This is a genomic window from Clostridium mucosae, assembly GCF_024622765.1.
GTDB lineage: Bacteria > Bacillota > Clostridia > Clostridiales > Clostridiaceae > Clostridium.
Window position 1 is genome coordinate 80,253 of record NZ_JANKAF010000006.1, and the last position, 17,280, is coordinate 97,532.

Genomic DNA, 17,280 nt, shown 5'->3' on the forward strand with positions numbered 1-17,280 from the left:
TAAATAAATTTACAGCGAGGTTTTAAATGAATTCTATATTAAATCTAGAAAAAATTAAATTCACTGAAAAAATTATTACATTTATAAAAAAAGATATTTTGCTAATTATTGCATTAACATTAGCAATTGTATCTTCATTTTTTTCTATGCCTAAATTAGAATATATCGATTTTAATGTTTTGGTTCTTTTATTTAATTTAATGCTTATTGTAGCTGCTTTTAAGGAATTAAAAGTATTAGATTCCTTTGCTACATCCTTATTGTCCAAATGTACAAGCTATAGATCTATATGCTTTACTTTAATATTTTTAACTTTCTTTTCTTCTATGATTGTTACAAATGATGTTGCTTTAATTACATTTGTACCATTAACATTAATAATTGGAAAAAAGATTAAAATAAACCCTTTTAAAATAATAATATTTCAAACAATTGCTGCTAATTTAGGAAGCTCTTTAACTCCTATGGGTAACCCGCAAAATCTTTTTATTTATTCTTTCTTTGAAGTTAATCCACTGGAGTTCTTTAAAATAACACTTCCATTAGTAATACTTTCAACTTTATTTTTAATTACAATAATTTTTAAAAGTGAAAATAACACATACTCATTTACAATTGAAACTATTAAAATTTCAAATTTAAAAGAATTTGCAATATATTTAATGTTGCTTTTAATAATATTACTTTCAGTTTTTCATGTTATTGATTATAAAATTACTTTTGTTTTTACTATTATTACAGTATTGTTTTTAAATAAAGAACTATTTAAGTTAGTGGACTACTCTTTATTATTAACTTTTATTTGTTTCTTTATATTTATAGGCAATATATCTTCAATGGATTATATTAAAAATATTATGGAATCAATACTTTCTTCTAGTAAAAGTACTTACTTTTCATCAATAATTGTAAGTCAAGGTATAAGTAATGTACCTGCAACTATGCTTATTTCAGGATTTACTCCATATTATAAAGAACTTTTGCTTGGAGTTAATATAGGAGGCCTTGGTACACTTATAGCTTCATTAGCTAGTGTTATCTCATATAAACTTTATATAAAAGAATATCCTGAAAGTAGTGGAAAATTCTTAAAAAGCTTTACCTTATATAATCTTTACGGATTATTAATATTAGTCCCAATAATTTATATTATGATTAAAATATAAATCAAAAGAGTTCTTACTTGTTTTCTAATCAAGCAAGAACTCTTCTTTTATTTCTTTACACTTAATAATGCCTATCTAAACTCTATGTCATCCCCATATACTAATTCTGAGTTTTCTTTTATATATTGGACTAACTCATCAACTTGTGTATATGCTACTGCTACATAAGTATCTGCTGCTCCATAATAAATAGCTATTCTTCCAGTTTCAGCATCTTGTAATGTTGCACAAGGGAATGCTACATTTGGAACAAATCCTGTTGTTTCATAATCCTTTTCTGGAGTTAATAAGTAATCTCTTGTTCTATATAAAACTTTTGAAGGATTTTCTTTATCTAAAATAGCTGCTCCCATGCTATAAACAAATCCATTACAAGTTCCAGATACACCATGGTAAATCATTAACCATCCTTCTGATGTTTCTATTGGAGTTGCTCCTCCTCCAATTTTAGTTCCTTGCCACCAGCCTGATCCACCTTTACTCATAACTCTTCTATGTCTTCCCCAGTGAACTAAGTCTAGACTTTCACTTATAAATATATCTCCAAATGGAGTATGTCCACTATCACTTGGTCTACTTAAAAGCATGTATTTTCCATTAACCTTTCTTGGAAATAAAACTCCATTTCTGTTAAAAGGAATAAATGGATTTTCAAGTCTAACAAATTCCTTAAAATCATTAGTTGTTCCAAGTCCAAGTGCAGCTCCACCAAATTCAGCACACCAAACAATATAATAGGTATCTTCAATTTTAACTAATCTAGGATCATAAGAATAGTTTGGTTGATAGTCATTACCTTCTTCATCTTTCCAATGAATTTCTTCATCCTCAATATCCCAATCTAGTCCATCTTTACTTCTACCAACATGTAATTGTGGCTTACCATTTTTATGGTCCGCTCTAAATATTCCTATAAATCCATCTTCATATGGTAATACTGCACTATTAAATATTCTTGCTGATTTTTTTGTAGGATTCCATTTTATAATTGGATTACCATCGTGTCTCCATACTACTCCATCAAAACCTTCTGGCTTTTCTTGCCAAGGTATATTACTTAATTTTTCTCCAAATATCTTTACATTTTCCATAAAGATCCTCCCAATCTTGCCATTTTTAAATTAAATATTTATTACTAATCATAAATTAATAACTCTACAAGCTAAATAAACTTGTTAACAATTACAAATTAAATTTACTATCTATTGGCTTTAATTTCTATATTTATGTTATTTATACTTTATTATTGTTTATATTTCTGTAATAATGTTATATTTTAAAACAACAAACTTACTTCCATATATCCTCTCCAAAAGATTCTATATAGTTAGTTAATTCAGTTGCCATTTCTTCTGCTTCTGGAATTCTTATGTGCCCCGGAGTTCCACATCCATTTCTTTTAAACTTATATCTAACTATCTTTTCATCATTTAACTTATCAACCATTTCATCAAGAGCATCATCCCAGCCATTACTATGGCATAAAATAGTTGTTATAACTATAAACAGAGCCTTTGGATATTTGCTTCTTAAATCTGTTATTATTTCAGCATATTTAGATTTCCACACTTCTCTTTTTTCTTTATCAGCATCTATATAATTTTCAGGATGAGCATCATTTTGCCCTAGCGCCATAATTACTACATGTGGTGTATATTTTGAAAAATCCCACTCATTACATTCACCAAGCTCTGAACTGTATCTAAGCTTATCATAAGTAGATTCAGACCCTAAATATCCTCTTGATGGGTTAAAATACCCTGTTCCATCCATAACTGCAATTCCACCTTGAGCATTATTATTAATTTCTGCTCCCAAGTTTCTTGCTGTTATCATTGAATATGAATACCATGCGTTAGAATAAATTCCCTCATGACCTTCCGGATCTACTTTACCAACGTAATCAATAGCTTCACATACTTCTCCTGCTGAAACTGAATCACCAAAACACTCAATTCTTCTATTATAGTTTTTCTTTGCTGCTTCAGTATAAGAATTTTTATCTATTATAATTCCGTAAAAGTCAAAATAATGTGCTGCATCAGACCTTTTATATAAAACTAAATCATGCAATTTATCTTCTAAACCTTCTGCAATATCTATTACTATATCTTTATAATGTTCTTTTATTACTACCTTACCTTCTATTTCATCATCAATAATAAATCCAATAGCATTTTCATAATGGCTATGATAATTCTTTAAAGCAATTTTCAAACTTGCCCCACTAAATTTAATTTTTATCATACTACCAGCATAAATAATTGTTGGAGCCTTAGAATTTTCAAAATCAATTCTTCCCATATATTTATAATGAGAATTATCGGCTTCTATAAATTCAAAATCTTCTTTATTAAGTTCTTCTAAGTACATAAACTCTCACCTCCTAAGATACTAAAAATCCCATTATATATGTTTCTGTCTCCTTTTCTTCATCAAGTACATTTATTTTAATGTTATGATTAGATATATTTTCAAATTCAACTAATAACTCTGTTGCTGAATAATCTCCCCATCCATCTTCAAAATAAGTATCAATTATAATTGGATTATTTCCATCTACTATTACTTCTATTTTGCCTGCTGAATCTTTAACTGACTTTTTATATAATAAAAATAAATCTTTACATTCAATATCAACTTCTAAAAAAGCTGTATTTCCTTTTTTTAAACTACACTTCCATCCATGCTGAAAAACCTGGAAGCCTTCAGAATCTTCAATAAAACCTTTTATTTTATTAACATCTATGGTTTTATTATTTTTTATAATTCCATTCTTATATCTTTCTCCAAAGACTGGATTTACAGACTCAACTTCTTTTACTATCACTTCAGTATTATCTTCTTTATTAATATCAGCTAATATGTTTTTCATAAAATCAATTAGTAACTCTGATATTATGAAATGACCATAATCATTTGGATGAACTTCATCACTAGCTACATCTTGCCATTTTAAATTTCCTTTTTCTATTTCTGAGTGTACGGTATCTCTAAAACTTATCATTGGAATATTATATTTTCCCCCAATTTCTATTTGTTGTGCTTGTACATTGCTTCCATCAAAATTACTCATAAACACTTCCACTATAGCTGGAGGATTTTCTACTGATAATATTCTTCTTATTAAACTTTCATAAGCTACTTTATCATAATTAGTACTTTTATCGTTTACAGCAAAATCAATAAATATTATATCTGGATTCTTATCCAATACCTGCTTTTGGACTCTATGAACTCCTATAATTGATCCTGTTGCTCCAACCCCTGCATTTATAAAATTGATATTTATATTACTAAATGTATCTTTAAACCATAAATATGTCCTGCTTGCATAACAATCTTCTTGCTTCGTTGCATTACAGCCTTGCGTTATAGACCCACCTAAAAAAGCTACTGTTATATCCTGTCCACTTCCTGCTTTCATTAAAACTTTAGCAAGTCTTAATGTATCACCTTTACTAACTAATGAATTCTTTATCATTTCTTCAGTAATTATATAATCCATATTAAACCTCCTTGAAAACGTCAATATAACTTGTCAAATATATATTAATTGTATATCTTTATTTATTGAAAGTATATATGTTCCTTATTTATTATATATAAATCTGAATAATTGTTTATTTTTTATTACTTTAGAAAATTATCTATTTTAATTAACATTTCACTTGCATATTTTATATACTGTAGTATATATCAAAAGATAAAATAATAATTATTATGGAGATGAACTAGATATGTTAAGTAAACTAAATTCCGAAAATACTTTTACGCCAATGAGCACTAATATAATACAAGAATGTTCAAGGCTTCTATATAGAATCCCAGTGTTTCTTAGCCATCCAAGTAGGTTAAACTCAACTCAGCAAGACTTTGTAAGCAGAATTATTATAGAAATAAAAAAAGCTTTGTTATTTCCAAGAACTTTGCCAGTTACTGAACAATACCCTGAACCACCTCTAACTAATATAAGAAGAATGATATTATCAAGTTATGGTTTTATAGCTCTTAACCTTGCTCAAAGAGAAGTTAGGGCTCTAGAAAACAATTTAGGTGAAGAGCTAAATTTTACAACTTGGGAAGGTAGCCCTTTTGCACAAATTGAACCTGCTATGGCTTTTCAATTCGGCCTTCCTATGCTTTTAATTAGAGAATCAACTGTTGAACAAACTGGAATTTGGTCCTTTGGAATAGGACCTTTCTTATTATTAGAATGGAATCCAAATTTACCTTTAGAAGACTTCTTCAATAGCAACGCATGGTTAGAAATTTTTCAAAACTGGATTTCTCAAGTTAGAAATGGATTTTACCTTCAAACTCAGCCCCCTTTTAAGTATACTTGCACTAGAGATGGTGTGAATTAATATAGATATGTAGTAATAAATATAATATCTTAAAATATATAAATCTAGGGAGCTGTCTTATAAATCCATTTAATGTAGCATATAAAATTAAAAATTGTGTGACAGCTCCCATATACCACAAATTATTCTTTACTTTAATTTGCTATAATTATTGATTATACAATTGCGCATAATAGATATATAAAATATCAACCACACTATTTAATGCATGATCTTGAATTATTGCAGTTTGGAAATAATCCATTTTTATTGGACTCACTAATAATCTTATTTCCTTAAATGAGTTATTGGTTTCCCTTTGAGATGTAATCCAAATTACCCTTATATTCTTTTCTTTTAACATTGTATGTATCTGTTTTATATGTCTTGTTGTACCTGAAAATGATATTATTATTGCAACATCATCATTTTTCATATTCTCTATAGCTAATAGTTGGCTTTTTAATGTAGGAAAAGAATACGTAGTTTTATCTAAGCGAGTAAATTTTTCACTCAAATTTTTAGCAACAATATTAGAAAAAGAGCTACCAAAAACATAAATAGATTTAGCTTCATAAATCCATTCAACTGCTCTAACCAATTTGTTTTCATTAATTAACTTTTTAGTTTCATTAAATGATTTATAAACTGATTCAAAATAGTTTTCTAAAATCTCATTACTATTCATATCTATTTCATTATTATCAATACTCTTATGATTTATTTCACCTTCTAAAAATTAGTTATAGACTACAACATCCTCTTTTAATTCCTTAAAACTTGAATTGTTGACGCGCTTGCAAAATCTAGTTACCGTAGCTGCTGACGTGCTGCATTCTTTTGCAATGTCAAATATAGTCATTTTAGGTATCTTGTCATGATTATGTAAAATAAATTGAGCTATATAACTATCAGTAGAAGAATATTCTGTTATTTCTTCTACACATCTTTTCAAATTAGAAAAAAATGAGTACATGATTCCCTCCGCTTTATTTAATATATACAATTTATATTATACATGCTTATAATACAAAAAATATAGGGTAGTGAAAACTAACCTATATTTTTTGTATTATTATTATTCTAATCCTAAAAATTCTCTCATTTCAGTCTTATAAACAGAAGCCTTATTACCATAAATTATTTGTACTCCATCTGCAACCTTAACGATTCCATTAGCAGATAATTCATTTTTAAAGTACTCATTTGGTTTTATTATTGATTTATCTTTCAAGGATAAACGTAATCTTGTAAAACATGCTTCAACTTTTAAAATGTTTTCCTTGCCACCAACAGCTTCTACTATTCTAGGAATTAAATCACCTGTACAACTTTCGCTTACTACTTCATCTTTACTTTCTTGAACTTCTCTACCTGGAGTTTTTAAATCAAACTTAATTATTACAAATTTAAATACATAGTAGTATATAACAAAGTATATAGGTCCAAGAATAAGTAACCAATACCAATTTGATCCTTTATCTGCATTTAGTATTCCATTGAATATCCATGATAGTAATGGTCCTCCAAATGCTGATGGTCCAGCTATATTAAATGAAACAATATAAGTAAGTATATAAGCTATACCTGATAATAATGCGTGCACTCCAAAAAGTATAGGTGCTACGAATAGGAAGCTATATTCTAATGGTTCTGTAATTCCCATTAATGCACAAGGTATTACTGCAGCTATCATAAGGGAAGCTACCTTTTTTCTATTTTGTTTATGAGCTGTTTTATATATAGCAAGTGCTGCTCCAACCAAACCAAACATTGCAAATAATACTTTTCCATTCATTACATAACGGCTTATGTTGATATCAAACATCGCTCCTGGAGTATTTAATATAGCATTATATATATTTACTGCACCTTCTACTGTTTGACCGCCAATCTCCATTACTCCACCAAGTGATGTAAAGAAGAATGGTAGATATATAAAATGATGTAACCCAAAAGGTAGCAATATACGTTCAGCAAATCCATATACAAAGGCTCCAAATACGCCTGTTGCGTTAATGAATTCAGAAGAAAGCTGTAAAGCATTTTGTATTGGTGGAAAAACAAATGATAAAGCTATTCCTACAAAACTTGCTACGATAATAGTAATTGCTGGTATAAAACGAGTTCCATTAAATATACCTAATACTGGTGGTAATTGAATCTTATAATATTTATTATGAAGATAACTTACTATAAGACCAATTATTATTCCACCAAATACTCCTGTATCTAGTGTTACTACACCTAAAATTGCCTTTTGACCTGTTAGTAAGTTGCTTGTATCTATAATTCCCCTAGCAATTAAGAAGCTCCCCATAACAGTATTCATTGTCATATATCCTAAGAAACCTGATAATGCTGCTGTAGCTTTCTCTGACTTAGCATATCCATAAGCGATACATATTGCAAATATTATTGAAATATTATTATTTACAACGTTCCCCGCATCTTTCATAAGTTGAAAAAGTAAAGAGAAAAAGTCATTTCCTAAAAACGGAGCTACTTTAACTAAGCTCGCATTAGTGAATGCACTTCCTACTCCAACAAGTATTCCTGAAATAGGAAGTAATAAAACTGGTGCCATTAAAACTTTACCTAGCTTTTGAAATGAGCTAAATAATTTTTGCTTATCCATAAAAATCTCCCCTTTATCTGAAGTCAATACTATTTTAACTCTGGCCAGTACTCACCATTTGCTTCAATTAGATCATCTAATATTTGTCTTGCAACTGTTGTAGATGGTACCGTTTTATTTATTGCTATAGCTTGTAATGCTTTTTCATAAGAATTTTCAAAATATGCATCAACAGCTAATTTTTCTGAAGCTACTTGATTTTCTATCATTCCTTTATAGAAAGTTGGTATTGCAGATATTGATACAGGCTCTGGTCCCCATGAACGTATATATGCTGGTACTTCTACCATAGCATCAGCTGGAATATTAGGAATAGCCCCATTATTCTCCACGATTACTAGGAAACGTTCTCCTTTATTGTATGCAATAGATGCTGCTGCATCAACTATAAAATCTCCGAATACTGTAAATTCTTGTAATGGGCTCTTATAAGTTTCTGGTGATTCTAAGTATTTTTTGTGTTCTTCAAACATTTCTGTTTCACGGCCTTCTATAACCATATCTGCTCTTGTACGATTTATATTCATTTTAGATACCATATCTGATGAATATAAATAGTATTGAAGATAACTATTTGGTAAATAATCTGGATAATCTTTCACTATCTTAGCATATTGCTTCCATGTCTTTTGCCAATCTGGATCTTTATGATGTTTATCACTTGAAGCTGTCATTCCAGAAGTTAATATCATTTCTCTTAATTCTGGTAAACGATCATTTCCATCTTTATCAAATAAAGCTGTGAACCATCCAAAATGATTTAGTCCAAAATAACATGGATCTAAAGATTGCCAGCTTTCTAAACCTAACATTTTAGAATAAGATAAAAGAATAGCTGTTGGCATATCACATATATTTAGTACTCTCTCATTATTAAATTCTCTTCTTGTAGCTTCTGCAACAACTGCTGCTGGATTAGAGTAATTTAGTACCCAACAATTAGGAGAATATTTCTTTGCCGTCTTTATCATATGAATTATAGCTGGAATTGAACGAATACCATAAGAAATTGATCCTCCTGGTCCACAAGTTTCTTGTCCCACTACTCCATATTTTAATGGAATCTTTTCATCTGAACTTCTTAATTTTAATCCACCTTGTCTAATTTGAGCAAAAACAAAATCTACATCTGTATAAGCTCTTTCTTCGTCTGTTGTTACAATTACTTCAAGATCTGGATAAGTTTCTCCAATAAATTGTTTCATAATATCATATACTAAATTTAATCTTTTCTCATCAATATCAAATAGTGCTAATTTTCTTAAAGGAAAATCATCCTTTTTTTGTAATAAACTTTGTATTATACCTGGTGTGTGCGTGCTTCCTGCACCAACAATAACTACTGCATTTTTTTTCATTGCAATCATCTCCCTTTTTGTAAATGTTTTGTAAATGTTTTCTCTTGATGTTTATACTATATCACTTTACATAAACAAAAATAAAAAAATTTCACATTATGAAATTTTTTGTTGCTCATGGCTTTCTAAAAAATAAAAAGATCACTGAAATTTAAATCTGATTCAAAATTTATTACTTAATATAAAAAATCCCTCAATTTAAAATTGAGAGATTTTTTATCTATATAATTTCTTCGTTAAAAGACGATTTTTTATTGTAAAATTTATAATAAGGTATTTACTAATTAACTTTTAATCTATTTATTCAACCCCTAATACTTCTCTGATTTGAGTTTTGTATACATCCGCTTTAGAACCATAGATAACTTGTACACCATCACTTACTTGAACAACCCCATTAGCTCCAAGCTTTTTCCAAAGATTTGCATCACCTACAATTTCTTTATTTTTAACCTTTACTCTTAATCTTGTGAAGCATGCATCCACGTGCAGTATATTATCTTGTCCACCTAGTCCCTCTATAATATCATATAGTATATCTGCTTTAGATAAATTATTATTTTCTGATGTCTCATTTATTACATCATCTTCTCTTCCTGGAGTTTTATAATTAAACTTTAATATCATAAATTTAAATGTAAAGTAGTATAGAAAGAAGAAAATAATACCCAAAATAGGTATCCAAATCCAGTTTGACCCTTTATCAGCTTGCATTATACCATTAAATATCGTACTTAAGAACGGTCCCCCAAATGCTGATGTTCCTGGAACGTTTACTTGTAAGATATAAGTTAAGAAATATGCAAGTCCTGAATAAAGTGAATGAACAACAAATAACATTGGTGCTACAAATAAGAATGAATATTCAATTGGCTCTGTAATGCCTGTAAAGAACGCTGGTATTGCTGCAGCAATTATTAATCCCCTAACTATATTTTTCTTTTCTGACTTTGCAGTTTTATACATTGCCAAAGCCCCACCTGTTAAACCAAATGCAGCTACAATTATTTTACCATTCATTATAAATCTTGTTACATCAATATCAAACATGGCTGAAGGAGAAGCCAATTGAGCTTGGTATATGTTAACTGCCCCCTCTACTATATTTCCATCAATTATTGCTGATCCACCTAAATTAGTAAAGAAAAATGGTAAATAAACAAAGTGGTGTAATCCAAAAGGTAAAAGTGCACGTTCTGATAAACCGTAAATAACCGTTCCAAATGCACCTGTAGAATTAATTAAATTGCTTAATGAAGTTAATCCCCCTTGAATTGCTGGCCAAATTCCCGCCATTATAAAACCTAAAATTACTGAGCATAATATTGAAATCATTGGTACAAATTTTGTTCCACTAAAAATTCCTAATACTGGTGGTAAAGCAATATTATAAAATTTATTATGTAGAAAAGCTACCATAAAACCTACTATAATTCCACCAAATACTCCGACATCCAATGAAGGTATTCCTAAAACTAATGATTGACCTGTAGCTAAGTTACTTGGATCAAGCTTTCCTAAATGTATTAATAATGTACTCATAACATTATGCATAGTTACAAACGCTATCACTGAAGCTAATGCCGCTATCCCCTTTTCTTTTTTTGCATATCCAATTGCTATAGAAACAGCAAATATTATTGGTAAGAAGTTAAACACTGAATTTCCTGCTGATTTACACAAATTAAAGATTAGCTTTAAGTAATCGTTTGCAAGAACTGGAAATGTACTTACTAAATTTGTACTTGTAAATGCTGCTCCAATCCCAAGTAAAATACCTGCTATTGGTAATAACATAACTGGTGTCATAAGAACCTTTCCTAATTGTTGAAAAGCTGCAAAATACTTTGAATCTTTCATAAATTATATCTCTCCCTCTTTATAATATTTATATGACCTGACTAAGATATTGCTATTTTTCTTTCTATTCCACATATACCTCAATCAGGTCAAGTTTGCCATTGTATTATTTAGTTAATCTATTAACTTATATCCTCTTTTAATATTTTTAATTTATTTAATCATTACTTAAATTCTGGCCAGTATTCCCTATTTGCTTCAATCAATTTGTCTAAAACTTTTCTTGCTTTATATGCGTCTACAATTGTTCTATTTAAAGTTAATGCTTGAAGTGCCTTTGCATAAGATCCTTCAAAATAAGCATCTACAGCTAATTTTTCATAAGCTAGTTGTGCTTCCATTAAACCTTTATAGAAAGTTCCTATCTTACCTACTCTAAGTGGTCTTGGTCCGTTAGCTGTTAATACTGCAGCGACTTCTACCATTGCATCATCTTGAATATTTGATATTGCTCCATTATTCTCTACTATTACAATAAAGATTTTTCCTTGATTATATGCTATAGATTCTGCAACTTGAATCATAAATTCACTATGTGCATCATTATGGACCATCTCGCATCCTTCCATAGTTCCATGCTCAATTACTTTTTGGCATTCTTCAAATACTCTTTTTTCTCTACCATCCATAACTTCATTTGCTCTTGTATATTCTGGATTTAATTTTTTTACCTTGTAATCTGGATATAAGTAATATTGAAGATAAGTATTTGGAAGATAATCGCTAAAATCTTCACACATGTTCTTAACCATGCCATAGGTATCTAACCAAGATTGATCTCTTTGTTCGGCATCAACTGGTAAGAACCCTCTTTCTTTTATCAAACTCTTCAATTCTGGTACTAAGTCATTACCTTCTGAATCATAAAGGTTAGTAAACCATCCAAAGTGATTCAATCCAAAATAAACTGGTTCAAAATCCTTTGAGTCTCTACCTAATATTCTTCCATAAGATCTTAAAAGGTTTACAGGTTGATCACAGATATTAAGTATTCTCTTATCTTCTGGAAATTCTCTTCTAATTGCTTCAGCTACTATTGCTGCTGGATTAGTATAATTTAATATCCATGCATCTTTTGAATAAGATCTGATATCGTTAACTGTATTAATCATATCTCTAATTGATCTTAACCCGTAAGCAAATCCACCTGCACCACAAGTTTCTTGTCCAATTAGTCCCATGCTTAGTGGTATCTTTTCATCCTTTTCTCTCATTTCATATCCACCAGTTCTCATTTGCATAAATACAAAATCAACCTCATTGTATGCTTCTTCAACCTTAGTTGTATATTTAAAATCTAATTCAGGATACTCTTCTTTAAATAATACTTTAGCAAATTCTCCTATAACAGCTTGTCTTTCTTCATTTATATCAAATAAAACTAATTTATTTAACGGAAATCTTTCCTTTAATTTGCATAGTGTTTGTAATAAACCTGGTGTCCAAGTACTTCCTCCACCAACTAGTGTCACATTAAATTTCTTCATCTCTACCAACTCCTTAGATTAAATTATTGTTTGTAGTACCGGCTACAGGTATAATTATATTAGGTATGAAAATGTTTTTAAAGGCTCTTGAAGCCTTTATCAATTTTATTCAAAAGTTAAAAAATTTTCATTTGATGAAATAATTTTCACTATAAGACTATCACTAACTTAAAAGGGGACAAACAATGGATTTCTACAAAATGATAAGTACAAATACGGATAAACTAAATAAAAATGAATTAGACATTTTAAATTTTTGCATGAAAAATGCTAATGATATTAAATCAATTAAAATTAATGATTTAGCTGAAAATACCTATACATCTCCAGCTTCTATAGTTCGCTTCTGCAAAAAATTAGGTTTTTCAGGTTTTGCAGAATTTAAAGCATCTTTTGTATTAAATATAAAAAACACCGAAGAAACTTTTAACAATCACTTTAATGAAAATTCACCTAACCTTTTTAAAGATATAAATAAATCTATTGAACTTATTAATGAAGATATTTTAGAAGAAATCTTATATCTTTTACATAATGCAAATAGAATAGAATTTTTTGGAGAAGGCTCATCTAGAATAGTTTGCTCTGAGGTGGCAAAAAAATTTAGAACCATAGGAAAAACAGCATTTAACTATGATGATAGTAGTATGATGTACATAGCTGCTGCATCTTTAACATCTAATGATCTTATATTTGCAGTCTCTATGTCAGGAGAAACTATACAAGTATTAAAGGCATTAAATATAGCCAAAACTAGAGGTGCTAAAATAATATCGCTTACCGATTTAAGCAATAATTCTCAATCAAAACTTGCTGATAAATCTCTTTATGTTACTTCAACATCTTTTGTTCACGAGAATTATAATATAGTTTCTCGTACTCAAGCTTTAATAATTTCAGAATATATATTTTTTAGATACCTTGAAAAATATATCTATTAAAGTAATATAAAAATATTAAAGATTTCTTTAATAGCAGCGCTTGGTTATAAATTTAGGAGATATCTCAAAACTATTTTTTTGAGATATCTCCATATTCTATTAACTATTAATTCTCTATAATTTTTAATATAGCTTCTGCGGCTTTTTTATATCCTCCTGCACTGCTAAAACTCTTCCCTAATTTTTCTGCATTTTCTTTATATTTATGGTTACTAAAAACCTCTAACACTGCTTCCTTAATACATTTAGGACTATTACGCTTTAAAACTATTCCAGCATCTAAATCAGCAACTCTTCTGCATACCATTCCTTGTTCTGATTGCCTAGGATACATAACCATAGGAACTCCATAATATAAACTTTCATTAACACTGTTCATTCCACAATGAGTAATAAATACCTCTATATCCTGAAGTACTTTAATTTGTTCTACACTATTTCTAACTTCAAAATTATCTGGTATAGTACCTAATTCTGAAATTGAAGTACCCTTTCCAATAGACATAACAACATCTATATCACAATCTTTAAATGCCTTAATACAATTTTGATAAAATTTAATATTTTTATTATTTACAGTTCCAAGTGAAATGTATATTTTTTTGCGTATTCTTTCTCCTTGTTTAACTTCAAGATTTGCAACTGATGGCCCAACAAAATAATACTTAGAAGAAAATGTATCTACCATTGGTTGAAATTCTTTTGAAGTATATACAATAGTATTTGTTTCATTATCATTTTGAATCATAGAAACAAAGTCCTTAACATAATATCCATGACTTCTTAATAGTTCTAATTTTTTATTAATTCTTCCCATGCCCAAAATCATACGTATAATTTCATTAGGCCCTTGCTTCATCATTTTTGCTGTATATTTATTAAATGCAAAAGTTGTTGTTGAGCATATATAAGGAATGTTCAATTTTTTAGCAAATAATTTCCCCCAAAAGCATAAAGAATCTGATACAATACAGTCAGGCTTAATACTTTCTAATTCAGCAGATACTTTTTTATCTAGAGATATAGTCGTATCCACTACCATTTCTATTAAAGCAGGGAAATCCTTACCTATTTTTTTCTCATCTTCTGGTCTTAATTCTGGAAGATAATCATCACAACTTATAAAATTTGCACCTGCATCTTGAATTTTATCTTTAAATTCATTAAATGAATAATACCATACTTCATTGCCTCTACTTACTAATTCTCTTACTACTTCAATTGTAGGATTTGTATGTCCACTTGCAGGAATACAAAAAAATATTATCTTACTCATATTAACCCATCCCTTATCAATTTATTTTACTATTAATCATCATTTTTTCTTGGAATTCCTATTTCCCCTATGAAGTTTATTAAGTCTCTCTGATGTACAATAGCAAGACCTCTATCTTCATCTCCTAATATTAATAACTTATCTCCTGAATTAATATTAAAAACTTCTCTTGCATCTTTAGGAATAACAATTTGTCCACGTTCACCAACTGTAACAGCTCCAAAAAAGTATTTTCCTTTTGGTGGTATTACAATGCCTGTCTCTTCTTCTGAATGGCTAACTAAATTATCTATTGTTACATTATATAATTTTGCAAGTTCAATACAACTAGCTATGTCAGGTGCAGATTCACCACTTTCCCATTTTGCAATAGATTGCCTTGAAACATTTATCTTTTCTGCTAATTGCTCTTGAGTATATTGATATATTTTTCTTAATCTTTTTAAATTTTCGCAAATCATATTTATCATACCTTTCATACTTATTATATTTAACTTTACCCTTAATTTCTATCAACCAATCTTAACATCAAAGTATATATTCATAGCATTATTTTTAATTAATTATACAAAAATTAATAAATAATTATACAAAAATTTTTCTCTAAACTACCTTGCATTGCTACTACAAACAAATAAGCTATATATTACTAATTTGCTTTAATTTACACTTGCTTTTATAGAATATCAAAAACTTTTTCGCAAATAATAAATATTAAAGTAAGGTGGTGATATATATGGGTAGTTCTCAATATAACAAAAATAAGAATAATAAAAGTAACTTTGGGAAAAATAGAGACAACAATAACAAGGATAAGGGAAATAATCAAGTAAAGTAAATTCTATACCATAGTATATAATTTACAAGATAAAAATTAAAAACTTTTGATTTAATTCTTTTAAATTTTTATGATAATATTAAAAGTGACAACAAATCTAAGATTATAGTAGATTTGCTGTCACTTTTTTATAAATTTCCTTATAACAAGGAAACTACATTATTTATATGTATTTTTATGTATTATATAACTAAAAATTATAGTTTTCATCCAATAAACTATTTAAATCACTTTTAGTAGCTACAACCATTTCCTCAATGTTAATATTGTCTTCATCATCTGTATTAACATCAATAATAACGCTTCTTTTTCTATTTCGTGCTGATTTTCTCTTATTTTTATCATCTAATGCCATCTTTATTAAATTTATTGATTCGGTAGGAGTTTCGCATCCTCCAAGAACTACTATATTATTTTTATCATTATATGTTATATATGTACTTCTATAAACTTCAAATAGCTTAGATAATTCATATGGATCGTATCCATCAATTTTTAAATTAATTCCCAAGTAATCACAATCATATATATCTGGTTGAACAAACACACTATTTTTTATAGCTAAATCAACAGCTGTTTTAACATCCTTTAATCCATCATATAACTTTAAAATAAGCCCTGATCCCTCTGCAGTATTTATTCTTAGAGAATCTTTATTATCAATGCAACCATCAGCATGAATACCTATTATATTATAGGCTAGATCTAAACTTTCAATTACTTCATTATTTATTTCTTTATATGTATTCCTTCTATTATTATCTACAAATTTAACGTCATTTATTAAATTCATTACACTATTTATGTCATTCCAACATTCTATAGTATTTTTAAATGCTAGCTCATCTTCCTTTAAGCTAGGTAAAATAGCTACTACATTAATCTTTGCATTTTTTAGTACTTTTTTCGCTATTTGTATGAATGTTTTTATTGCACCAGAGCCTGTCCCTCCCGCCATAGTTGTAAATACTACTATGGCTTCTGTTAACGGATATTTACTTAATAACGCTGCTAATGAATTGACGTTGTCTTTAATCATTTCCTTAGATTTATTTCTATCTCTTCCTGAACCATCTTCTCCAGGATAAACATATACATTTTTTGTTATATCTGCATTTCTTAATGGCTTAATATCAAATAAGCTGCTATTTATAAATAATCCATTATATCTTGGATTTTTACTTAATAGTCCATCTACTATATTTCCAGCACCTTGCCCTAATGAAACTAATAACATTTTGTCTTTTTCCATAATAACTCTCCTCTATCATACTATATAGATTTATTATCGGTAAAAAGTAAAATAACCTTATATTTATTTTTTAATCAAATTATAATTATTACTTAAGCTATCCTATTGTTCGTTCGAA

15 protein-coding genes are annotated in these 17,280 nt (G+C 28.6%); 3 read left to right on the plus strand and 12 right to left on the minus strand.

The features are described from left to right. The first annotated feature begins 26 nt into the window (after nucleotides 1-26). Complete coding sequence (locus tag NSA50_RS08910; RefSeq protein WP_257444507.1) at nucleotides 27-1,166, plus strand: SLC13 family permease; 1,140 nt, start codon at nucleotides 27-29, stop codon at nucleotides 1,164-1,166. A gap of 71 nt (nucleotides 1,167-1,237) precedes the next feature. Here the strand turns inward: NSA50_RS08910 and NSA50_RS08915 are convergent, their stop codons facing one another. From NSA50_RS08915 to NSA50_RS08925, 3 genes are all read right to left on the minus strand, one after another. After that, nucleotides 1,238-2,257: a glycoside hydrolase family 130 protein gene (locus NSA50_RS08915; RefSeq protein WP_257444509.1), complete on the minus strand. Its 1,020-nt coding sequence runs from the start codon at nucleotides 2,255-2,257 to the stop codon at nucleotides 1,238-1,240. A gap of 199 nt (nucleotides 2,258-2,456) precedes the next feature. Then, nucleotides 2,457-3,539 (minus strand): SGNH/GDSL hydrolase family protein, encoded by a 1,083-nt coding sequence (locus NSA50_RS08920; protein WP_257444510.1) that lies wholly within the window; start codon nucleotides 3,537-3,539, stop codon nucleotides 2,457-2,459. A 13-nt stretch (nucleotides 3,540-3,552) separates the two neighbouring features. Beyond that, on the minus strand, nucleotides 3,553-4,674 hold the full coding sequence (locus tag NSA50_RS08925; RefSeq protein ID WP_257444511.1) for an SGNH/GDSL hydrolase family protein: 1,122 nt from the start codon (nucleotides 4,672-4,674) through the stop codon (nucleotides 3,553-3,555). 232 nt (nucleotides 4,675-4,906) lie between these two features. Here NSA50_RS08925 and NSA50_RS08930 point away from each other — a divergent pair, with 232 nt between their 5' ends. After that, entirely contained in the window at nucleotides 4,907-5,533 is a 627-nt protein-coding gene (locus NSA50_RS08930) for a hypothetical protein (RefSeq protein ID WP_195429824.1), read from the plus strand. Between the two features lie 148 nt (nucleotides 5,534-5,681). Here NSA50_RS08930 and NSA50_RS08935 read toward each other — a convergent pair whose 3' ends face one another. From NSA50_RS08935 to NSA50_RS08960, 6 genes are all read right to left on the minus strand, one after another. Continuing rightward, nucleotides 5,682-6,200 carry a MurR/RpiR family transcriptional regulator gene (locus NSA50_RS08935; RefSeq protein ID WP_257444512.1) on the minus strand — a complete coding sequence of 173 codons (519 nt, stop codon included), beginning with the start codon at nucleotides 6,198-6,200 and terminating at the stop codon, nucleotides 5,682-5,684. A 51-nt stretch (nucleotides 6,201-6,251) separates the two neighbouring features. Next, nucleotides 6,252-6,488, minus strand: a complete 237-nt coding sequence (locus NSA50_RS08940) for a MurR/RpiR family transcriptional regulator (protein WP_257444513.1) — start codon at nucleotides 6,486-6,488, stop codon at nucleotides 6,252-6,254. A gap of 102 nt (nucleotides 6,489-6,590) precedes the next feature. Beyond that, complete coding sequence (locus tag NSA50_RS08945; RefSeq protein WP_195262931.1) at nucleotides 6,591-8,150, minus strand: PTS transporter subunit EIIC; 1,560 nt, start codon at nucleotides 8,148-8,150, stop codon at nucleotides 6,591-6,593. A 29-nt stretch (nucleotides 8,151-8,179) separates the two neighbouring features. Continuing rightward, the gene (locus NSA50_RS08950) at nucleotides 8,180-9,508 is read right to left on the minus strand and encodes a family 4 glycosyl hydrolase (RefSeq protein ID WP_195262930.1); all 1,329 of its coding nucleotides are present in this window, start codon (nucleotides 9,506-9,508) and stop codon (nucleotides 8,180-8,182) included. 300 nt (nucleotides 9,509-9,808) lie between these two features. Further along, nucleotides 9,809-11,368 carry a PTS transporter subunit EIIC gene (locus NSA50_RS08955; RefSeq protein ID WP_257444518.1) on the minus strand — a complete coding sequence of 520 codons (1,560 nt, stop codon included), beginning with the start codon at nucleotides 11,366-11,368 and terminating at the stop codon, nucleotides 9,809-9,811. 164 nt (nucleotides 11,369-11,532) lie between these two features. Further along, nucleotides 11,533-12,855: a 6-phospho-alpha-glucosidase gene (locus tag NSA50_RS08960; protein WP_111927970.1), complete on the minus strand. Its 1,323-nt coding sequence runs from the start codon at nucleotides 12,853-12,855 to the stop codon at nucleotides 11,533-11,535. 185 nt (nucleotides 12,856-13,040) lie between these two features. On the opposite strand from NSA50_RS08960, the gene NSA50_RS08965 reads away from it, so the two are divergent. Next, a complete protein-coding gene (locus tag NSA50_RS08965; protein ID WP_195429826.1) occupies nucleotides 13,041-13,796 on the plus strand; it encodes a MurR/RpiR family transcriptional regulator in 756 nt (251 codons plus the stop codon). Nucleotides 13,797-13,902: 106 nt separating this feature from the next. On the opposite strand, the gene NSA50_RS08970 is transcribed toward NSA50_RS08965, so the two are convergent. The 3 genes from NSA50_RS08970 to NSA50_RS08980 form a co-directional block, all read right to left on the minus strand. After that, nucleotides 13,903-15,072 carry a macrolide family glycosyltransferase gene (locus NSA50_RS08970; protein WP_195429827.1) on the minus strand — a complete coding sequence of 390 codons (1,170 nt, stop codon included), beginning with the start codon at nucleotides 15,070-15,072 and terminating at the stop codon, nucleotides 13,903-13,905. Nucleotides 15,073-15,104: 32 nt separating this feature from the next. Continuing rightward, on the minus strand, nucleotides 15,105-15,551 hold the full coding sequence (locus tag NSA50_RS08975) for a helix-turn-helix transcriptional regulator (RefSeq protein ID WP_347707746.1): 447 nt from the start codon (nucleotides 15,549-15,551) through the stop codon (nucleotides 15,105-15,107). A gap of 549 nt (nucleotides 15,552-16,100) precedes the next feature. Then, nucleotides 16,101-17,162 carry an FtsZ/tubulin family protein gene (locus tag NSA50_RS08980; protein WP_195262925.1) on the minus strand — a complete coding sequence of 354 codons (1,062 nt, stop codon included), beginning with the start codon at nucleotides 17,160-17,162 and terminating at the stop codon, nucleotides 16,101-16,103. Between the last annotated feature and the right edge of the window lie 118 nt (nucleotides 17,163-17,280).